This is a genomic window from Streptomyces shenzhenensis, from assembly GCF_021462265.1.
GTDB lineage: Bacteria > Actinomycetota > Actinomycetes > Streptomycetales > Streptomycetaceae > Streptomyces > Streptomyces shenzhenensis.
The window spans coordinates 101982-124481 of sequence record NZ_JAJONF010000003.1 but is presented as its reverse complement, the minus strand read 5'-3'; the positions used below and the strand labels follow the sequence as shown (position 1 = coordinate 124481).

General features: G+C 72.7%; 14 protein-coding genes. 10 read left to right on the top strand and 4 right to left on the bottom strand.

Annotation, left to right across the window (positions count from 1 at the left end):
• Positions 1-20: 20 nt before the first annotated feature.
• The 6 genes from LQ326_RS05125 (at position 21) to LQ326_RS05100 (ending at position 9888) form a co-directional block, all read left to right on the top strand.
• On the top strand, positions 21-1865 hold the full coding sequence (locus LQ326_RS05125) for a DUF8823 domain-containing protein (protein WP_234533059.1): 1845 nt from the start codon (positions 21-23) through the stop codon (positions 1863-1865).
• Positions 1866-2100: 235 nt separating this feature from the next.
• Positions 2101-3435 (top strand): nucleotidyltransferase family protein, encoded by a 1335-nt coding sequence (locus tag LQ326_RS05120; RefSeq protein ID WP_234533057.1) that lies wholly within the window; start codon positions 2101-2103, stop codon positions 3433-3435.
• A gap of 88 nt (positions 3436-3523) precedes the next feature.
• A complete protein-coding gene (locus LQ326_RS05115) occupies positions 3524-4234 on the top strand; it encodes an SDR family oxidoreductase (RefSeq protein ID WP_234533055.1) in 711 nt (236 codons plus the stop codon).
• Positions 4231-6513 (top strand): glycogen debranching protein GlgX, encoded by a 2283-nt coding sequence (gene glgX / locus LQ326_RS05110; protein ID WP_234533053.1) that lies wholly within the window; start codon positions 4231-4233, stop codon positions 6511-6513. Before LQ326_RS05115 ends, glgX begins: the two co-directional genes overlap by 4 nt.
• On the top strand, positions 6510-8669 hold the full coding sequence (locus LQ326_RS05105) for an AGE family epimerase/isomerase (protein WP_234533051.1): 2160 nt from the start codon (positions 6510-6512) through the stop codon (positions 8667-8669). Before glgX ends, LQ326_RS05105 begins: the two co-directional genes overlap by 4 nt.
• Entirely contained in the window at positions 8662-9888 is a 1227-nt protein-coding gene (locus LQ326_RS05100; protein WP_234533042.1) for an IS701 family transposase, read from the top strand. The genes LQ326_RS05105 and LQ326_RS05100 overlap by 8 nt, the downstream gene beginning before the upstream one ends.
• 289 nt (positions 9889-10177) lie before the next feature.
• On the opposite strand, the gene LQ326_RS05095 is transcribed toward LQ326_RS05100, so the two are convergent.
• Positions 10178-11872 (bottom strand): ABC transporter family substrate-binding protein, encoded by a 1695-nt coding sequence (locus LQ326_RS05095; protein ID WP_234533040.1) that lies wholly within the window; start codon positions 11870-11872, stop codon positions 10178-10180.
• A 175-nt stretch (positions 11873-12047) separates the two neighbouring features.
• Between LQ326_RS05095 and LQ326_RS05090 the strand changes: the two genes are divergently transcribed.
• From LQ326_RS05090 to LQ326_RS05075, 4 genes are all read left to right on the top strand, one after another.
• Entirely contained in the window at positions 12048-13031 is a 984-nt protein-coding gene (locus LQ326_RS05090) for an ABC transporter permease (protein WP_234533038.1), read from the top strand.
• Positions 13028-13918 (top strand): ABC transporter permease, encoded by an 891-nt coding sequence (locus tag LQ326_RS05085; protein WP_234533036.1) that lies wholly within the window; start codon positions 13028-13030, stop codon positions 13916-13918. The genes LQ326_RS05090 and LQ326_RS05085 overlap by 4 nt, the downstream gene beginning before the upstream one ends.
• Positions 13918-16161, top strand: coding sequence for a dipeptide ABC transporter ATP-binding protein (locus LQ326_RS05080; RefSeq protein ID WP_234533034.1), 2244 nt, complete (start codon positions 13918-13920; stop codon positions 16159-16161). The genes LQ326_RS05085 and LQ326_RS05080 overlap by 1 nt, the downstream gene beginning before the upstream one ends.
• A gap of 493 nt (positions 16162-16654) precedes the next feature.
• Positions 16655-18013, top strand: a complete 1359-nt coding sequence (locus tag LQ326_RS05075; RefSeq protein WP_234533032.1) for a helix-turn-helix domain-containing protein — start codon at positions 16655-16657, stop codon at positions 18011-18013.
• Between the two features lie 409 nt (positions 18014-18422).
• Here LQ326_RS05075 and LQ326_RS05065 read toward each other — a convergent pair whose 3' ends face one another.
• From LQ326_RS05065 to LQ326_RS05055, 3 genes are read right to left on the bottom strand one after another with little or no spacing between them, the layout of a single operon-like run.
• Positions 18423-19844 (bottom strand): maltokinase N-terminal cap-like domain-containing protein, encoded by a 1422-nt coding sequence (locus tag LQ326_RS05065; RefSeq protein ID WP_234533030.1) that lies wholly within the window; start codon positions 19842-19844, stop codon positions 18423-18425.
• Positions 19841-21844, bottom strand: a complete 2004-nt coding sequence (locus tag LQ326_RS05060) for an alpha-1,4-glucan--maltose-1-phosphate maltosyltransferase (protein WP_268206680.1) — start codon at positions 21842-21844, stop codon at positions 19841-19843. Before LQ326_RS05060 ends, LQ326_RS05065 begins: the two co-directional genes overlap by 4 nt.
• A gap of 31 nt (positions 21845-21875) precedes the next feature.
• On the bottom strand, positions 21876-22496 hold the full coding sequence (locus LQ326_RS05055; protein WP_234533029.1) for a DJ-1/PfpI family protein: 621 nt from the start codon (positions 22494-22496) through the stop codon (positions 21876-21878).
• Between the last annotated feature and the right edge of the window lie 4 nt (positions 22497-22500).

Here is a 22500-nt window from a genome sequence, read left to right as displayed (position 1 = left end):
GACACGGGGAGTGCCTTCAGGTGGCCACAGCGGAGCCGACACGCGCCGACGACGCCGAACCGGGGCCGGTAGCCGGCCCGCGAATAGCCGTGCCGCCGGCGGACGCGGACCATACGGAGGGTAAGGCCGGCAGCAGGCTGCTGCGGGCCGCCGAGCCGTTGCGCCGGCGGCTGCTGCGCCACCCGGTGCTGTCGGTCACCGCCCTCGCCGGCATCCTGCACGTCATCTGGTTCTTCACGTTCGCGAACAGCGGCGGCGATCTGGCGGCGCAGGACGCCTGGGCGGAGTTCGTCGGCCGGCACCCGGACTCGGCGTACAACCTCGCCTGGTACGGCGGTATGCACCCGGTGTCGTACAGCGTGGTGTCGCCGTATCTGATGTCGCTGATCGGCGTCCGTACCACGCTGATGCTGGCCGGCACCGTCTCGGCCGGCCTGCTGACCCTGCTCCTCATCCGCAGCCGGGCGGTGCGGAACCCCCTGTGGGCCGCGCTCGCCGGGGTGTTCGCACTGCTGTGCAACGCCATCTCCGGGCGGGTCACCTTCGCGCTCGGCACGATGTTCGCGCTGGCCGCGGTCGGGGCGGTGTTCTGCTGGCCGTACCGATGGCGGCACAAACGGTGGGCGAAGGCGCTGGTCGCGGCCCCGCTCGCGGCACTGGCCACCATGTCGTCCCCGGTCGCCGGGCTCTTCGTCGGTCTGGTCGCGGTCGCGCTGTTCCTGCAGAAGCGGCGGCCGGGCGCCTGGGCGCTGGGCCTGGCGCCCGCGGCCGTGGTGGCGGTCTCCGCCTGGCTCTTCCCGTTCTCCGGCACCCAGCCGATGGGCTTCGGCTCGGTGATCATGCCCCTGTCGTACGGCCTGCTCTGCCTCTTCCTCGTGCCGGAGGAGTGGAAGACGGTCCGGCTGACGGCGGCCGTGTACAGCCTCGGTGTGGTGCTGGTGTGGCTGGTCAGTTCGCAGATCGGCTCGAACATCTCGCGGCTGCCGATGCTGTTCGCGGGCGCGACCCTGATCGTGGCTCTCCCGTACACGGTCCCGCGCTCGCGCAAGTACTACGTCACGGTCCTCGCCTTCCTCGGCTTCGTCGGCTGGATCGGCTTCAAGTCGGTCGACGACATCATCCACACGACCCCGGCCGCGTCCTGGGCCCGCGAGCTCGCCCCGCTCGTCCACCAGCTCCAGCAGGTGGGCGCCGAGAAGGGCCGCGTCGAGGTAGTCCCGGCCCGCTCGCACCGCGAGGCCTCCGCGCTCGCGCCGTACGTCAACCTGGCCCGCGGCTGGAACCGCCAGGCCGACATGGAGCGCAACCCGCTCTTCTACGACGACACCCTGAACTCCGCGAACTACCACGAGTGGCTGCAGCGCTGGGCCGTGCACTTCGTCGTGCTGCCCAAGGACGAGCCGGACGGCGACGGCGGGGAGCGCGAGCGGGCGCTGGTGCAGCGCGGGATGCCGTATCTGAAGCAGATCTGGGGCGACGCCAACTGGCAGCTGTTCCGGGTGACCGATCCGGTGCCGCTGGCCGAGCCCGACGCGGTGGTGGACAGCGCCGAGCAGGGCGAGCTGACCCTTGAGGTCCGCAAGGCCGGCCGGATCCTGATCCGGATCCCGTACTCGCCCTGGCTGAGCATCGTCGACGCGGACGGCAAGAGCCTGAAGGCACCCCAGGAGACCAAGGCCTCCAAGCACCGGCCCGACGGCGCGACGAAGACGTACACCAACGTCAACGGCTGCCTGAGGGAGACGGCGGAGGACGCCAAGGGCGACAAGTGGACCATGCTGCTGGCCCCCAGGGCGGGGACGTACCGGCTGGCGGCGCCGTACCAGCTGCCGCGGGGCACACCCTGCCCCGACGAGCTGAAGTGACCGGCCCGCGTCAGCGACATGACAGCGCAGTTGACGGATGGATTTAACACGTTGACTGGCCGGGTTAATCCGGAGCCGGGCTCGTATAGATCCTGCTCATAGCCATGATCTAAAAGGTCGAGGGACCGCTTCGCGGCCCCCGTCTGCGCATTTTTTTTACATTTTACTTGACTCTCAATGACAGGCTCAGTTGACTGAAAGGCATTGATTCGTCAGCCGAGGAGGCAGCGCAGTCATGGGGGACGAGACATCAGGGATCATCCTGGCCGGAGGCCGGGGCGAACGCGCCAAACCGCTCACCCTCGCCTCGTCGGACTACATCCGCAGCAAGGCGCTCATCCCGTTCGCCGGCCGCTCCGTCATCGAATGGCTCGTCCAGAACTGCCGGGACCAGGGCATCCGCCGCTTCCACGTGATCGCCCAGGGCGCCGAGAACCACAGCCAGATCAAGCTCGTCCTCGGCCACGGCGAGCGGTTCGGCGTCGAGATCCACTACTCCCGGGCCCGGCTCGACCGCTACAACGTCGGCTCGGGCGCGGCCACCCTGCACAACCTCGAACGGTGGGACCTGACCGGCCGCGCCCTGGTCATGCCGGTCGACTCCGTCTTCGAGTTCTCGCTGCCCCTGCTGACCGACGCGCACGACGCCGCCGACGCCGTCGTGACCGTCGCCTCCGTCGCCCGTACGGCCGAGGAGATCGCCGGCAAGTACGGCGTGATGCAGACGGACGCGGACGGCACCGTCTCGGGCTTCCTGGAGAAACCCGGCCTCGACCTCGTCCACCGCCTCTTCCCCGAGACATCGTTGCCGGGCACCGGCTTCACCCTGCCGACCAACGCCGGCATGTACCTGGTCGACTGCGGGCGGCTGCGGCTGGCGGCCCGTACCCCCGAGATGATCCGGCTGGCCCAGCAGAACCTCGACTGGGGCGGCGACCTGCTGCCCTGGCTGGTCCGGCGGGGCCTGCCGGTCGCGGCCGCGCCCATCGACCGGCTCGGCGACCTGGGCAGCATCCCGGACTACCTGGCCACCCTCGGGGACGTGCTGCGCGGCCGCTACCCCTGGATGGGCCGGGCCATGGGCGCCCCGGTGAGCACCGATCCGCGGTACTGGATCCACGAGTCGAGCCTGCGCACCAAGGACAGCGTGCAGGGCACCACCCTCGCCCAGAAGATCTCCGAGGGCAGCGTGGTGGTCGGCCCCGCCGTACGCATCGGACGCAACGCCGAGATCGGCCCCGGCGTGAAACTGCGCTACACGGACGTCGGCGACGATGTCGACATCGACGAAGGGGCCCGGCTGAGCCGGACGGCGATCGGCGACGGCGCCGTCGTCGGGCCGTACGCCCGCATCACCGACTCGTACGTGGGGCCCATGGCGCAGGTGCGCTCCGTACGCGACAACCCCGTCCGGCTCGTCCACTCGGCGATCGGCGAGGCCGCCGACCTGCGCCCCGGCACCCGGCTGTCGGGGGTGAGCGTCTATCCGCGGCTGCGGGTCCCCGCCGTCACCGGCCTGCCCTCCGGCACCCACCTGACCAGCTCCGACGACATCCTGCGCTGGATCTGACCGGATCCTGCCGCGTCCTCGCGCCTCCACCTGCTCCTTCCCGCACGCCATTCGTCCGGCTCGGCTACCGCCCTGGGGAGTTTTCTCGATGGACAGCCCGATCGCAGTCATAGGAGGGACCGGCCGCGTCGGCCGGCTCGTCACCCGGCAGTTGCTGGCCCGGGGCGAGACCGTCCGGGTCATCGGCCGCAGCACCCAGCGCGCCCGGCGGCACATGCCCGCGCAGGCGCAGTACTTCACGGCCGACGTCCGCGACCCCGGCACGCTCCGCACCCCCCTGCACGGGTGCGCCGCCGTCGTCTACGCCGTGGAACCGGGCACCGACGCCGCCGGCCCGGACAGCCCGGAGTCGACCCTGCACGGCGGCGTCCGCCACGTCCTCGACACCCTGGGCGCCGCCGGTGCCGACCGGCACTTCGTGCTCGTCAGCCAGCGCCATGTCACCCGCCGCGACCACCCCATGAACGCCTACGGCAGGATGCTGGACTGGCGGCTGGCCGGCGAGGACGCGGTCCGCTCCTCGGGCCTGCCCTACACGGTGATCCGGCCGGGCTGGCTGACCGACGAGCCCGGCCACGGCGTGCTGCACCTGGAGCAGGGCGACGCCGGCGACGGATTCGTGGCCCGCGCGTACGTCGCCGAGGCCTGCGTCCGGGCGCTCGGCTCGCCCGCCGCGCGGGGCGTGACGTTCGAGATGCGCAGCGAGCCCGGCCCGGCCTCCGGTCCCGTGCCCTGGGAAGAGCTCTTCGCCGGGCTGCGCGCCGACGTCCCGGCCGGAACCCGGGCGGTGTTCGCATGAGCGCCCCGGCCGAGGCCCAGGACCACCCGACCGGACCCGCCACCACGACCACGACCACGACCACGGCCACAACCATGACCACGCCCACGCCCACGCCCACGCCCACGCCCACGCCCACGGATGCCACGAACGAGTTCATGACGCTGCCCGCCGACCAGGCCCCCGACACCCTCGACGTCCCCCAGCCCGGGGTCACCCCGGGCCGCCCGCAGCCGCTGGGCAGCACCGTGGACGCCGACGGGGTCAACTTCTCGGTCTTCTCCGAACACGCCACCCGCGTCGACCTGCTGCTGTTCGAGCACTGCGACAGCCCCCAGCCCTACCGGACCATCCGGCTGCGCCCCGAGCAGCACCGCAGCTTCCACTTCTGGCACTGCCATGTGCGGGGGCTCGGCGCCGGCCAGGTCTACGCCTACCGCATGGACGGGCCGCGCGACCCCGTCGCCGGGGGCAGCCGCTTCGACCACCGCAAGGTACTGCTCGACCCCTACGCCCGGGCCAACGTCAACAGCCGCTGGGAGCGGACCCGCGCGATCGGTCCCGGGGACAACGTCGAGTACTCCATGCGCAGCCTGGTGGTCGACCTGGACGACTACGACTGGGAGGGCGACACCCCGCTGCGCACCCCCATGGCCGACACCGTCATCTACGAGATGCACGTCCGCGGCTTCACCGCCTCACCGACCTCCGGGGCCGCCCACCCGGGCACCTTCTCGGCCGTCATCGACAAGATCCCGCACCTTCGGGAACTCGGCGTCACCGCCGTGGAGCTGCTGCCGGTCTTCGACTTCGACGAGACCCAGGTGCTGCGGACCGGCCCCGACGGGACACCGCTGCGCAACTACTGGGGCTACGACCCGTACGGGTTCTTCGCCCCGCACACCGGCTACTGCGCGAGTCCCCATCTCGCCACCCACATCACCGAGTTCCGCGACATGGTGAAGGCCTTCCACAAGGCGGGCATCGAGGTCATCCTCGACGTGGTCTTCAACCACACCAGCGAGGGCAACGAGTTCGGGCCGACGATCAGTTTCCGGGGCGCGGCGAACGAGGCCTACTACCACCTGTGGCCGCAGGACCGCTCCCACTACATGGACTTCACCGGGTGCGGCAACGCGGTCAACGCCAACCACCCCATCGTCACCAAGTTCATCCTGGAGTCCCTCGAGTACTGGGTGTCCGAGCATCACGTCGACGGCTTCCGTTTCGACCTCGCCTCGGAGCTCTCGCGCGGCCCGATGGGCTACGAGATGGCGGTGCCGCCCGCACTGTGGGCGATAGAGCTGTCCCAGGTCCTGGCCGAGACCAAGATCATCGCGGAGCCCTGGGACGGCGGCGGGCTGTACCAGGTGGGCCGGTTCCCCGGAAAGCGCTGGGCGCAGTGGAACGGCCCGTTCCGCGACGACGTGCGGCGGTTCGTGCGCGGTGACGCGGGCATCGCCGGCGAGGTCGCCTCCCGGCTCGGCGGCTCGGCCGACCTGTTCGCCCCGCAGGAGGAACTGCCCACCAACAGCATCAACTTCGTGACCTGTCACGACGGCTTCACCCTCAACGACCTGGTCAGCTACAACACCAAGCACAACCACGCCAACGGCGAGGCGGACGCCGACGGGACGAACGAGAACTACAGCTGGAACTGCGGGGCCGAGGGCCCGACGGACGACCCGGAGGTCGAGGGGCTGCGGCTGCGGCAGATCAAGAACCTGCTGTCGATCCTCATGCTCAGCCGCGGCGTCCCGATGCTGCTGGCCGGGGACGAGTTCCGCAACAGCCAGAACGGCAACAACAACGGCTACTGCCAGGACGGCCCGCTCTCCTGGCTCGACTGGGACCAGGCCGCCGCGGAGCAGGAGACGCTCGGGTTCACCCGCGGTGTCATCGGGCTGCGGGGGCGCTACCGCACCTTCCGTGAGCCGCGGTTCTTCTCCGAGCGGCTCAACCCCCGCCACCAGCCGGACATCACCTGGCACGGCACACGGCTGCACCAGCCGGGCTGGGAGAACCCCGATGCCCATGTGCTGGCCTGTACGTACGGCGGTTTCGACGGTGACCCGGACCTGCACCTGGTCCTCAACATGTACCACCTGGGCCTCGACTTCGAGCTGCCCGTCATCCCCGGCCACCGCTGGCACCGCGTCCTGGACACGGCCCGGCCGGCCCCGCACGAGATCCTCCCGCCCGGAGCGGAGGAGCCGGTCGACGGTCCCACCTATCACGCCCAGGGCCGCAGCGTAGCGCTGCTGGCGGCCCTGCCTGACGAGAAGGACACGCGACGATGAGCGCACTCTCCCAACGACGTATCTCCTCCGACACCCTGGCGGGTTACGTCACCCACTACAGCCCCACAAGGCGGATGTTCGGCCTGCGCAGCCCGGACGGGCGTGAGTTCACGGTCCACCTGACCCACAACGCCGTCTCCCGCATCGTCCGCAACCTCGGCGACCCCTACCACGACACCACCGCCCGCACCGTCGACATGCTGGCCGAGGGCCGGTTCCTGTTCGCGTACGGGATCCTCTACGAGTGGGAGGGCGGCGCCCGCTTCGACGCCAAGGAGATCACCTTCCCGGAGGAGAGCCGCGGCCAGTACGTCTTCGAGCACCCCGACTGGTGGGTGCGGCAGGCCGCCGCCATCGCCGACTTCTACCTGCGCGGCCAGTTCCCGGACGGGAACTACGACTGGCGGAACTTCCGCACCCAGCTCACCCTCGGCGGCACCCACTTACCGGACTTCCACGGCCAGGACGTGCGCCAGGAGACCGACACCATCTCCCGGCTGGTGTACGGGCTGGCCACGGCCTACCTGCTGACCGGCGAGGACCGCTTCCTGGAGGCGGCGCAGTCCGGTACCGAGTACCTGCGCGAGCACATGCGGGTGGACGACCAGGCGGACGGGATCACCTACTGGTACCACGGCATCGACATCACGCCCGGCGGCCACCGGCCGGTCTTCGCCTCGGAGTTCGGCGACGACTACGACGCGATCCCGATGTACGAGCAGATCTACGCGCTGGCCGGCCCCACCCAGACCTTCCGGATCACCGGCGACCCGAAGATCCTGAACGACATCGACCGCACGGTCGCCCTGTTCCAGAAGTACTTCCGCGACCCGGTCCACGGCGGGTTCTTCTCGCACCTGGACCCGATCTCCCTGGACCCGGGTGCCGACTCCCTGGGCCGCAACCGGTCCCGCAAGAACTGGAACTCCGTCGGCGACCACGCCCCGGCGTACCTGATCAACGCGTATCTGGCGACCGGCCGTCCGGACTTCGCCGCGCTCCTGGAGGAGACCGCGGACACGATCGTCCAGCGGTTCCCGGACGAGCCCGGCTCCCCCTTCGTGCAGGAACGGTTCCACGCCGACTGGAGCCCGGACCGCACCTGGGGCTGGCAGCAGGACCGCGCGGTGGTCGGCCACAACCTCAAGATCACCTGGAACCTGACCCGCATCAAGGCCCTGCACGACAAGCCCGAGTACCTCGCCACGGCGGAGCGGATCGCCGAGCTGATGCCCGCGGTGGGCAGCGACGGCCTGCGCAGCGGCTGGTACGACGTGGTGGAGCGGCAGCCCGACCCGGACAGCGGCATCCACCGCATGGTCTGGCACGACCGCAAGGCCTGGTGGCAGCAGGAGCAGGCGATCCTCGCCTACCTCATCCTGGCCGGCACCACCGACGACCCCGAGCACCTGCGGCTGGCCCGGGAGGCGGCGTCGTTCTACAACGCGTACTTCCTCGACTACGAGGACGGCGGCGTCTACTTCAACGTCCTGGCCAACGGCATCCCGTACCTGCTGGGCACCGAGCGGCTCAAGGGCAGCCACGCGATGGCGGGCTACCACGCGCTGGAGCTGTGCTACCTGGCGGCCACCTACACCGGCCTGCTGCTCGGCAACGACCCGGTGACCCTGCACTTCCGGCCGCGTCCGGACGACCTCCCGGAGCGGCTGCTGCGGGTGGCGCCGGACCTGCTGCCGGCCGGCTCGGCGGAGCTGACCCGGGTGTGGGTGGACGGGCAGCCGTACCAGAACTTCGACGCCAAGGACCTGACCGTACGGCTGCCCGAGGGCACCGAACCGGTGCGGGTGCGGGTGGAGCTGGAGCCCGCCCAGATGCGGCTGCGGATGCGCAGCGAGTTCGACGGCGGCACCGCCCACATCAGCTGCCGCGGCGTGATCGACGCCGCCGAGCTGGGCAAGTTCCGCAGGATCCTCGGCGAGGTGATGGCGGCCGCCCCCCAGCGCGTGGAGTTCCACCTCTGCGAGACCAGCGAGATGTGCCGGTCCGCCATCAACGAGCTGCTGTTCCAGCGCACCAAGGCGGGGCTCGACGTCGACTTCGTGATCGTGGGCTGCACGCTGCCCGAGGTCGCCGACGCGCTGCTGGCGACGGACGCCTTCCTGCTGGAGGGGGGTGACGACTGCAGCCATGAGTGATCTCGCGACCATCGCACTCCCGTTACCGTCCGTCCGTACCCCGGGCGCCCCGCCCGGTGCCCTCGACCTGCCGGCCTACTGCGGCGAGCTGTTCGGCCAGTTCACCCGGGCCGACCAGCGGCGCTGGGGCGAGGTGTACCTGCGCGGTCTGCTGGCCGTGCCCGGCCGCAAGACGCCGGCCCGGATCACCGAACAGGTGCTGGGGCGGCGGGCGGTGCAGCAGATCCAGCAGTTCGTGAACCAGAGCCCCTGGGCGTCCGCGCCGGTGCGCGGCCGGCTGGCCGGGCAGATGGTCCGGGCCTTCCGGGCCGAGGCCTGGTCGGTCGACGAGGTCGTCTTCGCCAAGAACGGCGACCGGTCGGTCGGCGTGGCCCGGCAGTACGCGGCCTCCCAGGAACGCACCGTCAACTGCCAGCTGGCGCTGGCGACCTCGCTGGTGGGACACGCCGGCGGGGTCCCGGTGAACTGGCGGCTGGTGCTGCCCAGCCGGTGGGACCGCGACGAGGGGCTGCGCGGCCAGGCGCACCTGCCGGAGCACGAGCGCTGCCGCCCCCGGTGGAGCTACGTCCTGGAGTCGCTCGACGAGATGCTCGACGAGTGGTCCCTGGAACCGCTGCCGGTGCTGGCCGACTGGCGCGGCGACGGGGACCCGGACCCCCTGTTACGGGGCCTGGAGGCACGCGGTCTCGGCTATGTGGTCCAGGCATCGCCGCACACGCCGGTCCTCCTCCCCCGCGGCCGGGCCGCCGTGCGGGGCGCCGGCGGCACGCTGGCCGACCTCGCCGCGCACGCCGTCCGGCACACCGAGCGGACGTCGGTGACCTGGCACGACCCGGTGACCGAGCGCATGTGCCACTCGGAGTTCCTGACCGTGCCCGTGCTGCTGCGGGCCGAGCGCTCTCCCGAGGGCTGCGCGGGTGGCGCGCCTCGGGCGCGGATGCTCCTCGCGGACTGGCCCTACGGCCGCCCGCAGCCGCGCGCCTACTGGCTGACGAACCTGCCGGTCCGCCGGCTCGCGGAGATCGTCCTGCTGGCCCGGCTGCGCAGGTTCGCCGGGGAGGCGCTGGGCCGGATGCACGAGGAGTTCGGCCTCGGCGACTTCGAGGGCCGCTCCTTCCGCGGCTGGCACCACCATGTGACGCTGGCCTCGGCCGCGCTCGGCTTCGACATGGTCCGCCAGCAGGCCGACGAGAGAGCCCTGAGCACACCGCATGGCTGAACGGCACCCCCAGGACGGCCGTGGCGGCCCCGAGCGGACACCCCCGCCCGGGGCCGCCCCACGCGCGCCCCGCGCCGAGACCGCCATCTGCCCACTCCACCCGGGTCCAGCCACCTGCCCACCCCGGCCGGGGACCGTCGCACGCTCGCTCCCGCCCGAAGCCGCCGCACGCTCCTTCCGGCCGGGGGCCATCACCCGTTCGCCCCGGCCGGAGGCTACGCCGCAGCCGCCTCTGCCCCACGCCTCCGCAGGCTCGTATTCGCCCGGCGCCCCCGCCTCCGGGCCGGGCTCACTTCTCCCAGCCGGTCTTCGTGAAGTCGAGGTCGCCGAGGCCGGGGACGCCGTAGTTGGCGAGGCCCTTGCGGACGGCGAGGATCTGGGGGCGCTGGTAGAGCTCGATGTCGTGGCCGAGGCGCCAGATCCGGGCGTCCGCCGCGTTGTAGAGCTGTCGCGCGGTCCGGGGGTCGAGGGTGCCGACGGCCTTGTCGAGCAGTTCGTCCACCTGGGCCGAACCGACCCGGCCGTAGTTCTCGAAGACCTGGCCGCCGGCCGGGCGCCGGTAGACGGCGTAGGCGGAGCTCGGGTACGTCAGGCCGGTGAACCGGAAGATCGCGAGGTCGAAGTTGCCCTTGTCCAGGTACTGGGGGCCGTAGGCGGTGGCGGGGACCTTCTCGATCTCGACGCGGACGCCGGCCCGGGCCAGCATCTGCTGGACGAGCTGGGCCAGGTCCTCGCCGAGCCGGTTGGTGCCCTCGCTCAGCACCAGGCGCAGGGTGAGGCTGCGGCCGTTCCTGACCCTCGGTCTGCCCGCTCCCCGGCTGCGCCAGCCCGCCCGGTCCAGGGCGCTCTCGGCCGCCTTGAGGTCGAAACGGCCGTAGCGGCCGGAGTCGTCGGCGTAGCCGGGCTGGTTGGTCATGTAGAAGTGGTTGCCGAGCAGCGGCACCTTCACCGGCAGGCCCGCCGCGGCGACCTCGGCCAGCGCCGGTCGGTCCACGGCCTGCTGGAGCGCGTTGCGCACCGCCCGGTCGGCCAGCGGCCCGCTGGCGCCGTTCAGCGTGATGTGCACCTCGTCCCAGGCCGAGCCGATCCGGACGGCGGTGTCCTTCGCCTTCGCCAGCTGGGCGTAGGCCTCGCTGGTGGCCGCGTTGACGGCGTCGACCTCCCCGTTGAGGAAGGCCTGCAGGGCGGCGTCGGGGTCGAGGACGCGGAAGACGATCCGGTCGAGCCGGGGCCGGGCGCCCCACCAGGCGGCGTCGGGGACGAGGGTGAGGGTCTGCGCCGTACGGTCGACGGAGGCGAGCCGGAAGGGGCCGGCGGTGACCGGGAGCCGGCCCTGCCAGTCCGCGTCGAAGCGCTGCGGGGTGTCGTAGGCGGCGGCCGGGAAGAGCGGGGTGAAGAGCCGGCGCCAGTCGGCGTACGGCTTCCTGAAGGTGACCCGGACCTCGTGCGCGTCGGCGCCCTGGCGGACGTCGGCGATCCGGTCGTAGCCGCTCGGGTCGGCGACCAGGTACCGGTCGTCGCCGCCGCCGACCGCGTGCCACTGGGCGGCGAAGTCCCGCCAGCTCAGGGCCCTGCCGTCGGACCAGCGGGCCTTCGGGGCGAGCCGGTAGGTGACGACCTGGCGCGAGCCGGCGGTGGTGACGGTGGCGGAGGTCAGGTAGTCCCGCACGATCCGCGGGACACCCTCGGCGTCCCGGGTGAACAGCCGCGGCTCCGTCATCGTGTCGATGGTCCACACGTCGTCCAGGGCGCCGTCGACGTGGTTGAAGTTGAACTGCGTGATCATCTGCGAGATCGGCAGCGTCAGGGTCCCGCCGGAGCGCAGGTCCCCGGACGGCAGCGCGTTGGTGTCGTAGGTGCCGTACGTCGGCAGCGCCTGGTGCCGCGAACCGTCGTGCCCGCCGGACCCGGAGCATCCGGTCGCCGTGAGGACGATGAGCGCCCAGACGGCCATCCACGCGGGCCAGCCCCGTAATCGCTCCACCTGTCAGCCTCTCCGGCGTCGCGTAACCGCCAACTACCCCAATTGCCATGGGAATTGCGGCGTCGGAGCCTAACATCACGATGTTTCCCCCGAATGAAGAGAAGACAGACTTCGTCCCCGGCGAAGGCCCGCGCACCGGCCGGGCCGTCACCCTCCGTGCCCCGTCAGGAGTGCCGTGTCCGTCCTGATCGCCAGGCGCCTGGCCCGCTGCGTGGTCCTGTTCCTCGTCTCCCTGGTGCTGTCCTACGCGCTCGCCTCGACCGCGCTCGATCCCCGCGCGTACTTCGAGGACCGCAGGCCACCGCCGCCGACGCGGGTCGTCGACGCCGAGCTGGCCCGGCTCGGCATGGACGACCGCGCCCCGCTGCCGGTGCGCTTCGCGCACTGGGCGGACGGCGCCGTCCACGGCGATCTGGGCCGCACCATCGACGGCGAGTCCGTGCGCGCCGAGTTCGGCCGCCGGATCGGCGTGTCGGTCCGGCTGCTGCTCGTGGGCACGCTGGCCGGCACGGCCGTCGGCACCCTGGCCGGGGTGTGGTCGGCGGTCCGGCGCGGCGGGTTCGGCGACCGGGCGCTGGCCGGGTTCTCCTTCGCGGTGCTGTGCGTGCCCACGTTCGTCCTGGCCCTGCTGCTGAAGACCGGGGCGCTCGCGGTCAACCGGGCCGCGGGCACCGGCGTCGTCAAGTACACGGGCGAGCACACCCCCGGGCTGCAGGGCGACTGGAGCGTCCACCTCCGGGACACCGCGGCCCACCTGGCGCTCCCGGCGCTCTGTGTGGCGCTCGCGGCGATCGCCCTGTACAGCCGCTACCAGCGCGCCGCCACCCTGGACGTGCTCGGCGCGGACCATCTGCGCACCGCCCGCGCCAAGGGGCTCACCCCGGGCCGCGCGCTGCTGCGGCACGGGCTGCGGATCTCGCTCGTGCCGATGACGGTCTTCTTCTCCTTCGGTGTCCTCACCCTGGTCACCGGCGCCGTGTTCACCGAGCGGGTCTTCGGCTGGCCCGGCATGGGCAGCTGGCTGATCGACTCGGTGGAGAAGGGCGACGTGAACTCGGTGGTGGCGGTCAACGGCTTCGCCGCGGCCGTCGTCCTGCTGGCGGGGCTGGTCGCGGACGTCCTGCACGCGCTGCTCGATCCCCGGGTGCGGCAGCCGTGAGAGCGGGACGGCGGGGGCGGGCCGTGCTCGGCCGGCTGGCCCGGCACCCGGGGGCGCTGTGCGGGCTCGCGCTGCTGCTGGCCCTGGTGGCGCTCGCGGTCCTCGGGCCGTACGCGTGCCGGTGGTCCTTCACGGACGTCGACTACACGGCGCTGCGGCAGCCGCCGGACGCACGTCACTGGATGGGCACCAACCGGATCGGGCAGGACGTGTTCGCCCAGGTCGCGCACGGGCTGCGGAAGTCGCTGCTGATCGGGGCGGTGGTGGCCGCGGTCGCCACCGGGCTGGCGGCGGCGGTGGGCGCCTCGGCGGGCTACTTCGGCGGCTGGACGGACCGGTCGCTGATGTTCGTGGCGGACCTGCTGCTGGTGCTGCCCGGCTTCCTCGTCCTCGTGGTGCTCGCCCCGCGGCTGCGGCAGTGGGGCTGGCTCGCGCTGGCCGGGCTGCTCGCCCTGCTGGGCTGGATGGTCACCGCGCGGGCGGTGCGCGGCATGACCCGTTCCCTGAAGGAGCGTCAGTTCGTGGTGGCGGCACGGCTGATGGGGGTGGGACCGGTGCGGATCATCTGGCGGCACATCCTGCCGCACCTGGCCTCGTTCCTGATCACCGACGCGACGGTCACGGTGGCCGGTGCGGTGGTCAGCGAGGCCGGGCTGTCCTATTTCGGCTTCGGCGTCCAGCCGCCCGACGTCTCCCTGGGCACGCTGATCGCGGACGGGTCCGACGTGGCCCTGGTGTATCCGTGGATGTTCTTCTTCCCGGCGGGCCTGCTCACCGCGTTCGTGCTGGCCGTCAGCCTCCTCGGCAACGCCCTGCGCGACGCCCTGGACCCCACGACGGTACGGCCCGCCGGGCCGCCCCGCGGTGCCGTGTCGGGGCTCGCGTGATGAGCACGGGCCCGGCCGCGCGCGGCCCGGCGGCCCCGGTCCTTCAGGTGCGCGGTCTGACGGTCGCCTTCGGGGCCGGACGGCGGCGGCCGGCCGTCCCCGTGGTGCGTGGCGTGGACCTCGTGCTGCGCCGCGGTGAAGTGCTGGGCCTGGTGGGCGAGTCCGGCGCGGGCAAGTCGCTCACCGCGCTGTCCCTGCTCGGTCTGGCCCCGCCCGGCGCTCAGGTGGGCGGTTCGGTACGGCTGCTGGGCGAGGAGGTGCTGGGGCGGCCCGAGCGGGAGCTGGCCGCCCTGAGGGGCAGCCGGATCGCCATGGTCTTCCAGGATCCGCTGCACGCCTTCACCCCGGTGCTGCGCGTCGGCGACCAGATCGCGGAGGCCCTGCGCATCCACGAACGCCCGCGCCCGCGACGGGAGACGGCGCTGCGGCGGGCCGTGGAGCTCCTGGACTTCGTCGGGGTGCCGCAGCCGTCCCGGGCGGCCCGCGCCCTTCCCCACCAGCTCTCCGGCGGCATGCTCCAGCGGGCCATGATCGCGATGGCGGTGGCGAACCGGCCCGCCGTCCTCGTCGCGGACGAGCCGACCAGCGCGCTGGACGTCACTGTGCAGGCCCAGGTCCTTGAGGCGCTCGCGGCCGCCCGGCGGGAGACGGGGGCGGCGCTGCTCCTGGTCACCCACGACCTCGGCGTGGTCGCGGGCGCCGCGGACCGGGTCGCGGTGCTGTACGCGGGGCGGGTGGTGGAGACGGGGCCGGCGGAAGGGGTGCTCTGCCGCCCCCGCATGCCCTACACGCTCGGCCTCGTCGGCTCCGTGCCCCGCCTCGACACCCGGACACCGCCCACCCCGGTTCCGGGCACCGCGCCCGCCCCGGGCACCATCGGCCCGGGCTGCCCCTTCGCCGCCCGCTGCCCGCTGGCCGAACCGGAGTGCCGGGCGGCCGAGCCCCCGCTCACCGGGGTGGACAGCCTGTCCCGGGCCGGCACTTCGGCACCCGACGCCCACACGGCGGCCTGCCGAAGGATCCCGGAGGTCCGGCGCTGGAGCGCGGCGGACCTGTTCGGGCGCCCCCCGGCGGACACACCGGAACTCGATGTCACGGGCACGGAGCCGCCCGCGCACCCGTCGACCACACCGGGCGCCGCCCCGGCCGGACCATGGCAGCGGGCCACCGGGGCATTCGCGCACGCCGGCTCCCCGAACACGGCCGGGGGCACAGCCGAGGGCACCGTCCCCGGCGCGGGCTCGGTCGGCGAGGTCGTGCTGTCGGTGTCCGGGCTCGGGCGGTCGTACCGGCTGCCGGGGTTCAGGCAGCGGCGTGCGCCCGTGGTGCGGGCCGTCGAGTACGTCGATCTGGAGGTGCGGCGCGGGCAGACGCTGGCGCTGGTCGGGGAGTCCGGGGCCGGGAAGAGCACGACGCTGCGGGAGATCGCCTCGCTGGCGGCTCCGCAGGCCGGCCGGGTGGAGGTGCTCGGGCAGGACACCGCGCTGCTCTCCCGGCGGGCGGCGCGCGAGCTGCGTACGGCGGTGCAACTGGTGCCGCAGGACCCGGCGTCGAGCCTCGATCCGCGGATGCCGGTGGGTGACATCGTCGCCGAGCCGCTGCACGCCGCGCGGGTGCCGCCGGCCGTCGTGGCGGCGCGGGTGCCCCGGCTGTTGACCCAGGTGGGACTGCGCCCCGTGGACGCGGACGGCTACCCGCACGAGTTCTCCGGCGGGCAGCGCCAGCGCGTCGCCATCGCCCGGGCCCTGGCGGTCGGCCCCGCGCTGCTGCTGCTCGACGAGCCGGTGTCCGCGCTGGACGTGTCCGTGCAGGCCGGGATCCTGGACCTGCTGCTCCGGCTCAAACGCGCGCTGGGCCCGGCGTATCTGCTGGTCTCGCACGACCTCGCGGTGGTACGGCAGCTCGCCGACCGGGTGTCGGTCATGTACGCGGGCCGGACGGTGGAGACGGGCGGCGTCGCCGAGGTGTTCGGCCGGCCGCGCCATCCCTACACCCGGGCCCTGCTCTCGGCCGTCCCGCTGCCGGATCCGGTCGCCGAGCGCTCCCGGCGCCGGATCGTGCTGCCCGCCGGCCCCGGGCCGGGCCCGCGCGCCGTCTCCGGGTGCGCCTTCCGGGCCCGCTGTCCCGTCCAGGCCCTGCTCCCGGCCGCCGAGCGGCGGCGCTGCGCGGAGGAGACACCCCGCGCGCGGTCGGCCGGGGAGGCCGCCGGCCACACCGTCTCCTGCCATTTCCCGCACCGCTGACCGCACGGCCGGCGCGCGACCCGCACGACGAAGGACCGGGTCCGTGCGAAACGCGTGTGTGCTCAGCAGCAACCACCGCTCCCGCCGCTGGACGCGGCCATTCCTTCGTGCTGCGGACGGTTACCCGGACCGGAATCGCTCAGCCACAGTCCCCCCGACACAAGACCACTGACCAGGACGACGATCGCGAAGAGCGCGATTATTTTATTGCTCACGAAAATCCCCTCCCCTGAACAATAGAAGGCTGCGCTTTGACAATTACAGTCAACATTGAATGACTAGATCAGTCAAGTAGTTCCTATAAAAATTAATCATTTCCAAACGGAATATCCCACGTAACACAAGGCAACCGTCGGCGCGATCAGGGAAACCACCTGTAAAACGCACCGGAGAACGGCTAAAAGATCACCAGAGACCGCATTGGGCAGATATCAACTTACTGGTAACATCAATCTGTCATCCCGACAGTCAAGTACGGCACCGAGGAGTTCACATGGATCCACTCGGCAACGCGACGGCCGCAGGACTGGGCGAGCGCATCAGGGTGTTGCGCGGCAAACGTGGACTCAAGCAGCAGGACCTGGCGTCCGGCGAGATTTCGGCGAGCTACATCTCCCTGATCGAGTCGGGGAAGCGCGGCGCGCCGTCGGACGCGGTGCTCGCCGCGCTCGCCGAGCGCCTGGGGTGCTCCGTGGAGTACCTGCGCACCGGCCGCGACGACCACGAGCTGGAGGAGACCCGGCTGCGCCTGGCCTTCGGTGAGATGGCCCTGCGCAACGGCAGCAACGGCGAGGCGCTCCAGACGTTGAGCGACCTCCTCGCGAAGCCGTCCCTGCTGGACCCGCCGATGATCCGGCGCGCGCGCATCGCGCAGGCCTCCGCCCTGGAGAAGCTCGACCGGATCGAGGCGGCCATCACGATCCTCGAGGACCTCCAGCGCGACCCCGAACTGCCGCCCGGTTCCGCCGACTGGTGCACGGTGTCGGTCGCCCTGTGCCGCTGCTACCGCAACGCCGGCGACATCACGACGAGCATCGAGATCGGCGAGCGGGCCATGTCCCGGCTCGACGCGCTCGGCCTGGACGTCACGGTCGACCACGTCCAGCTCGGCGCCACGGTCATGGCGTCGTACCACATGCGCGGTGACCTCACCCGGGCCCAGCTTCTCGGCGTCCGGCTCCTCGACGCCGCCGAGAAGCAGGGGGCACGGGCCGCGCGCGGTGCCGTCTTCTGGAACGCGGGACTCGTGGCCCGCTCCCGCGGCCAGCTGAACGAGGCCCTCGCGCTGGTGGAGCGGGCGCTGGCGCTGATGTCCGAGGACGACAACATCCGCCACCTCGCCATGCTCAAGATGAACTGCGGCTCGCTGCTCCTCCAGGTCGACGAGCCCGAACCGACGCGCGCCAAGCAGCTTCTGGAGGAGGCCCAGCAACTGCTGGCGGAGGTCGGCAACGCGCCCGAACTCGCCCAGTGCGAGATCGGTCTGGCCGACGCGGACGCGATGCTCGGCAACCTGGACGAGGCCGCGGCCCACGCGGAGCGGGCCCTCGGCCTCACCGGTCCGGAGTCCCGCATCCAGGCCGTCGGCGCGCGCGCCACGCTCGCCGAGATCCATCTGCTGCGCGGCGACCACGAGCAGGCGGCCCAGTGCCTCCAGGCCGCCACCCGGCAGCTGCGCCAGTTCCCGCCGTCCCACCAGACCGCGCTCAACTGGCGGTACGTGGGCGACCTGTGGCGCCGCCAGGGCAACAGCACGGCGGCCCTTCAGGCGTACGACCACGCGCTGTCGTCGGCCGGTCTGGCCCCGAACCGCGACCCGAGCACGACCCTCACCGAGCAGGGCCGCGCCTGATCTGCTCCGCACCACCCGATTTCCCCTCCCGGAACCGCCGCGAATTACCCGATCGGCACGGAGAAAAGAAAGCCCGCCGAGCCCTGATTTCCTTTTGCCGATTCCGGCCCGTTCCGCACCTGCCTCGATGCCGTCCCGACGCCGGACCGAAGCCGGACCGGACACGGGGTCCGACACCGGGCCGGACACCGGGTTCGACGCCGGGCCGGACGCCCGGTTCAACACCAGGCCGGACACCAGGTTCGACACCGGGTTCGGCGCCGGGCCGGACGCCCGGTTCGACGCCTCGTCGGATGCCGAGCAGGCCGCCCGGCCGGGCACCCGGTTCGGCGCCGGGGCGGGCGCCCGGTCGCACAACCGGTTCGGCGTCGGGACGCATGCCCGTGGCGTGGTTTCGGACATGTCGGGGTCAGTGGGACGTAGCGGCCAGGCGGTGCAGGGCGGCGAGCGGGATCGGTAGTCGGTCGGGGCGCAGGCGGGACTCGTACACGGCCTCGTAGACGGCCTTGTCCGCCTCGAACGCCCGGAGGAGCACCGGGTGGCAGTCCGGGTCCTCGTGGCCGGCGGACGCGTACCCCGCGATGAAGGCCCGCCGGTTGCGCACCGCCCACGCGGACGCGCGCCGGCGGCGGCGCAGTCGTACCGCCGGCGAGGACTCGGCCCCGCCCTCGTCGTCGTCGGCGGCGGCAAGGCCGGTGCGGGCGGCGTAGTCGAAGGAGCGCAGCATGCCGGCGACGTCCTTGAGCACCGGCTCCGGGCGGGCGCGTTCGGCGGCGGACCTGGCCGGTTCGCCCTCGAAGTCCACGATCCGCCAGCCGTCGTGGGCCCGCAGCGCCTGCCCCAGGTGCAGGTCGCCGTGGGTGCGCTGGACGAAGAGCGGGCAGCCGCGCCCGGCCACCCGCGCGCAGTCGTCGAAGAGGGCGCCGAGCCGTGCGGTGTACCGGGTGAGCGCCGGGACCTCCTCGGCGGCCTCCTTGAGACGCATGGTCATCCGGGCCGTCTCCTCGGCCACGTCCGCCACGGTCAGCCGGGTCCGCCCGAACGCCTCGCCCAGCGCCCCGTGCACGTCGGCGACGGCCCGGCCCAGCGCGGACGCGTCCGCGGTGAAACCTCCGCCGGCCGGGTTGCCGGGGCCGGTGCCGGCCACCGCGCCGGCCGCCTGCCGTACCGCCTCCTCCCAGCCGTCCCGGGCGTCCGGCAGGAACTCCTCGACGAGACCGAGCACCAGGCCCTCCGCGCCGGGCGCGTCGCTGTGCACCGCCCCGTAGAGGTGGGGGGTGCGGGCGCAGTCCCGGCCGGTGAGCGCCCGCAGCGCCTCGACCTCGGTGTGCGGTCCCGGCTCCGGTCGGCGGAAGAGCTTCAGCAGGACCCGGTCACCGTAGGCCACGGACGTGTTGCTCTGCTCCACCTGGAGCGGCCGGGGCACCAGGCCGACCGGCAGCGGATAGCGGGAGCTGCGTTCCAGACGCGGTCCGGGCCCGGCGCCGCCGCCCGCCAGGGTGCGCAGCAGCAGGGCGAGCAGGGTGCCGTCGGCCAGCGCGTCGTAGACCCGCCAGCCCTGCCAGGGGCCGGCCGGCACGGTGGTGATGGCGGCGGGGGCCAGCCGGGCCGGCAGCTCCGGGCGCAGGCCCAGCAGGAGCTGGAAGCGCAGCGGTCCGGCGGTGCCGTCCGCCGAGACCACGGCGTGCAGCAGCAGCGGGGGTTCGTCCCCGACCACCGACGCCGCCTCGGCGGTCAGCGGGGCCCCGGCGTAGCGCGCGTCGAACCAGCGCCGGCCGGTCAGCCACGGCCCGAGCGCGGGCAGCAGCGGCTGCAGGATCTCCGTCCTCATGACGCCTCCTCGGTCGTCAGTACGTGCGCGACCTGGTGGGCCGGGTCGAGGCGCACATAGGTGGACTCGCGCCAGCCGTAGACGGCTCCGGTGAGCTCGTCGCGGAGCTTGAGCGTGCCGTCGGCGGGCAGGCCGAGGGCCGCCAGGTCGCAGGTGACGGTCGCCTCCTGGACCCGGTGCGGATCCAGGTTGACGACGACCAGCACCACGTCGGTGCCGCCCTCGGGCAGGCCCACGTGTTTGGAGTAGGCGAGGATCTGGTCGTTGTCGGTGTGCTGGAGCCGCAGGTTGCGCAGTTCGCGGAGGGCCGGACGGGTCCGGCGGAGCCGGTTGAGCAGGGTGATCAGCGGGGCGATGGTCCGCCCCCCGGCCTCGGCGGCCGCCCAGTCGCGGGGCCGCAGCTGGTACTTCTCCGAGTCGAGGTAGTCCTCGGTGCCCTCGGCGAGCGGGGTGTTCTCGCACAGCTCGTACCCGGCGTACATCCCCCAGCTGGGCGCGGCGGTCGCCGCCAGCACGGCCCGTACCTCGAAGGCGGGCCGGCCGCCGTGCTGAAGGTAGGCGTGCAGGATGTCCGGGGTGTTCACGAACAGGTTGGGACGCAGGAAGTCGGCGCTGTCGCGGGTGAGTTCGGGCAGGTACTCGGTCAGCTCCCGCTTGGTGTTCTTCCAGGTGAAGTAGGTGTACGACTGCTGGAAGCCGGCCTGGGCCAGGGCGTGCACCATGGCCCGGCGGGTGAACGCCTCGGCCAGGAACACCACGTCCGGGTCGGTCGCGTTCACCTCGCCGAGCAGCCGCTCCCAGAAGTGCACCGGCTTGGTGTGCGGGTTGTCGACGCGGAAGATCCGTACGCCCTGCGCCATCCAGTGCCGCAGGACGCGCAGCGCCTCGGCGTACAGGCCCTCGAAGTCGGTGTCGAAGTCGAGGGGGTGGATGTCCTCGTAGGTCTTGGGCGGGTTCTCGGCGTAGGCGACCGAGCCGTCCACCCGGTGGTGGAACCACTCGGGGTGCCCGGTCACCCAGGGGTGGTCCGGTGAGCACTGGAGGGCGAAGTCGATCGCCACCTCCAGGCCGAGGCCCCGGGCGGTGGTGACGAAGTACCGGAAGTCCGCCAGGGTGCCGAGGTCGGGGTGGACCGCGTCGTGGCCGCCCTGCGGGGAGCCGATGGCCCAGGGCGAGCCGACGTCGTCCGGGCCCGCGACGAGCGAGTTGTTCCGGCCCTTGCGGTGGGTGGTGCCGATGGGGTGGACGGGCGGCAGGTACACCACGTCGAAGCCCATCGCCGCGACGGCGGGCAGCCGGGCGGCGGCGGTCCGCAGGGTGCCGCTCACGGTCCGCCCGTCCGCCGTCACGACCGCGCCCTCCGAGCGCGGGAACAGCTCGTACCAGGATCCGGCCAGGGCGCGCCGACGCTCCACCCGCAGCGGCAGCGGCCGGGAGGAGGTGACCAGTTCGCGCAGTGCGTAGCGGCCGAGGGCGGCCGTCACCCGGGGGGTGGTGACGGCCGCCAGCCGGGCCGGGGCCGGGGCCGGGGCGAGGGTGTCGCGGAGCGCGGCGATCGCGGCCCGGACCTCCTCCCGGCGGTCCCGGCCGGTGATGTCGTTCTCGCCGTGTGCCGCCCGTTCGTGCAGCAGCACGCCCTCGTGCAGGGTGAGTTCGGTGTCGACGCCGGCCTCGGTCTTCAGCCCGGCGTCCCGGCGCCAGGTGGCCAGCGGGTCGGCCCAGGCCTCGACCCGGAAGGTCCACAGGCCCTCGGCGCCGGCGACCACGGTGGCGCTCCAGCGGTCGGCGTCGGGATCGATCAGGGTCATCGGCACCCGCTGGGCGGGGGTGCCCCCGGGGCCGCGCAGGACCACGTCCGCGGCGATCACGCCGTTGCCCTCGCGGAAGACGGTGGCCGTGATGTCGAGGTGTTCGCCGGTCACGGCCTTGGCGGGCAGTTCCCCGTCGCGCACCCGGGGGCGGACGTCGAGGACGGGGATGCGCCCGGTCACCGGTGTCATGATGATCGCTCCTCTCCCCGTTCGCGTCCCGTCAGCCCCGCCCCGCCTGCCCGGCCTGTGCGGCCGGGGCGGGCTCGGCGGGCCGGCGGTCGGCGAGCAGGTCGATGATGGTGCGGGCGAAGACGTGGCAGTGGTTGCCGGTACGGCCGGTGACCAGGTCGTCGTGGACGACGACGTCCTGGTCGACGTACTCGCCGCCCATGTTGCGCAGGTCGCCCAGCAGGTTGTTGTGCACCACCGCGCGCCGCCCGCGCATCAGGCCCGGGACCGGCGCGGCGAGCCACATGCCGTGGCAGATGATGCCCTTGAGGATCGCCGGGTCGGCGAACGCGCGGCGCAGGAACTGCGAGGCGGGCGGCAGCCGGTCGGGGTCGTCGGTGTAGCGGAGCCGGTCGGCGACCATCCCGGAGGGGACGATCACCGCCGAGTACTCCTTCAGCGCGAACTCGTCGAGGTCCTCGAAGGACTCGTTCACGTCGAAGGGCATGCGGTGCTCGTGCCCGTGGAAGGTCATGGCCTCGTTGCCCCAGAGCCGGGTCAGGAAGTGGACCTCGGCGCCCTCCTCGGGGAAGCGGTAGCGGTAGTAGAGGATCTCGGGCTCGTAGAAGTCGCTCTCCATCAGGACGGCGATCTTGTGTCCGTTCAGTCGCACGGTC

Coding starts and splice junctions, on each gene's coding strand:
- LQ326_RS05105 (WP_234533051.1), top strand. CDS start 6,510: ATGAGCGCACTCTCCCAACGACGTATCTCCTCCGACACCCTGGCGGGT.
- LQ326_RS05080 (WP_234533034.1), top strand. CDS start 13,918: ATGAGCACGGGCCCGGCCGCGCGCGGCCCGGCGGCCCCGGTCCTTCAG.
- LQ326_RS05065 (WP_234533030.1), bottom strand. CDS start 19,844: ATGAGGACGGAGATCCTGCAGCCGCTGCTGCCCGCGCTCGGGCCGTGG.
- LQ326_RS05115 (WP_234533055.1), top strand. CDS start 3,524: ATGGACAGCCCGATCGCAGTCATAGGAGGGACCGGCCGCGTCGGCCGG.
- LQ326_RS05075 (WP_234533032.1), top strand. CDS start 16,655: ATGGATCCACTCGGCAACGCGACGGCCGCAGGACTGGGCGAGCGCATC.
- LQ326_RS05120 (WP_234533057.1), top strand. CDS start 2,101: ATGGGGGACGAGACATCAGGGATCATCCTGGCCGGAGGCCGGGGCGAA.
- glgX (WP_234533053.1), top strand. CDS start 4,231: ATGAGCGCCCCGGCCGAGGCCCAGGACCACCCGACCGGACCCGCCACC.
- LQ326_RS05060 (WP_268206680.1), bottom strand. CDS start 21,844: ATGACACCGGTGACCGGGCGCATCCCCGTCCTCGACGTCCGCCCCCGG.
- LQ326_RS05100 (WP_234533042.1), top strand. CDS start 8,662: ATGAGTGATCTCGCGACCATCGCACTCCCGTTACCGTCCGTCCGTACC.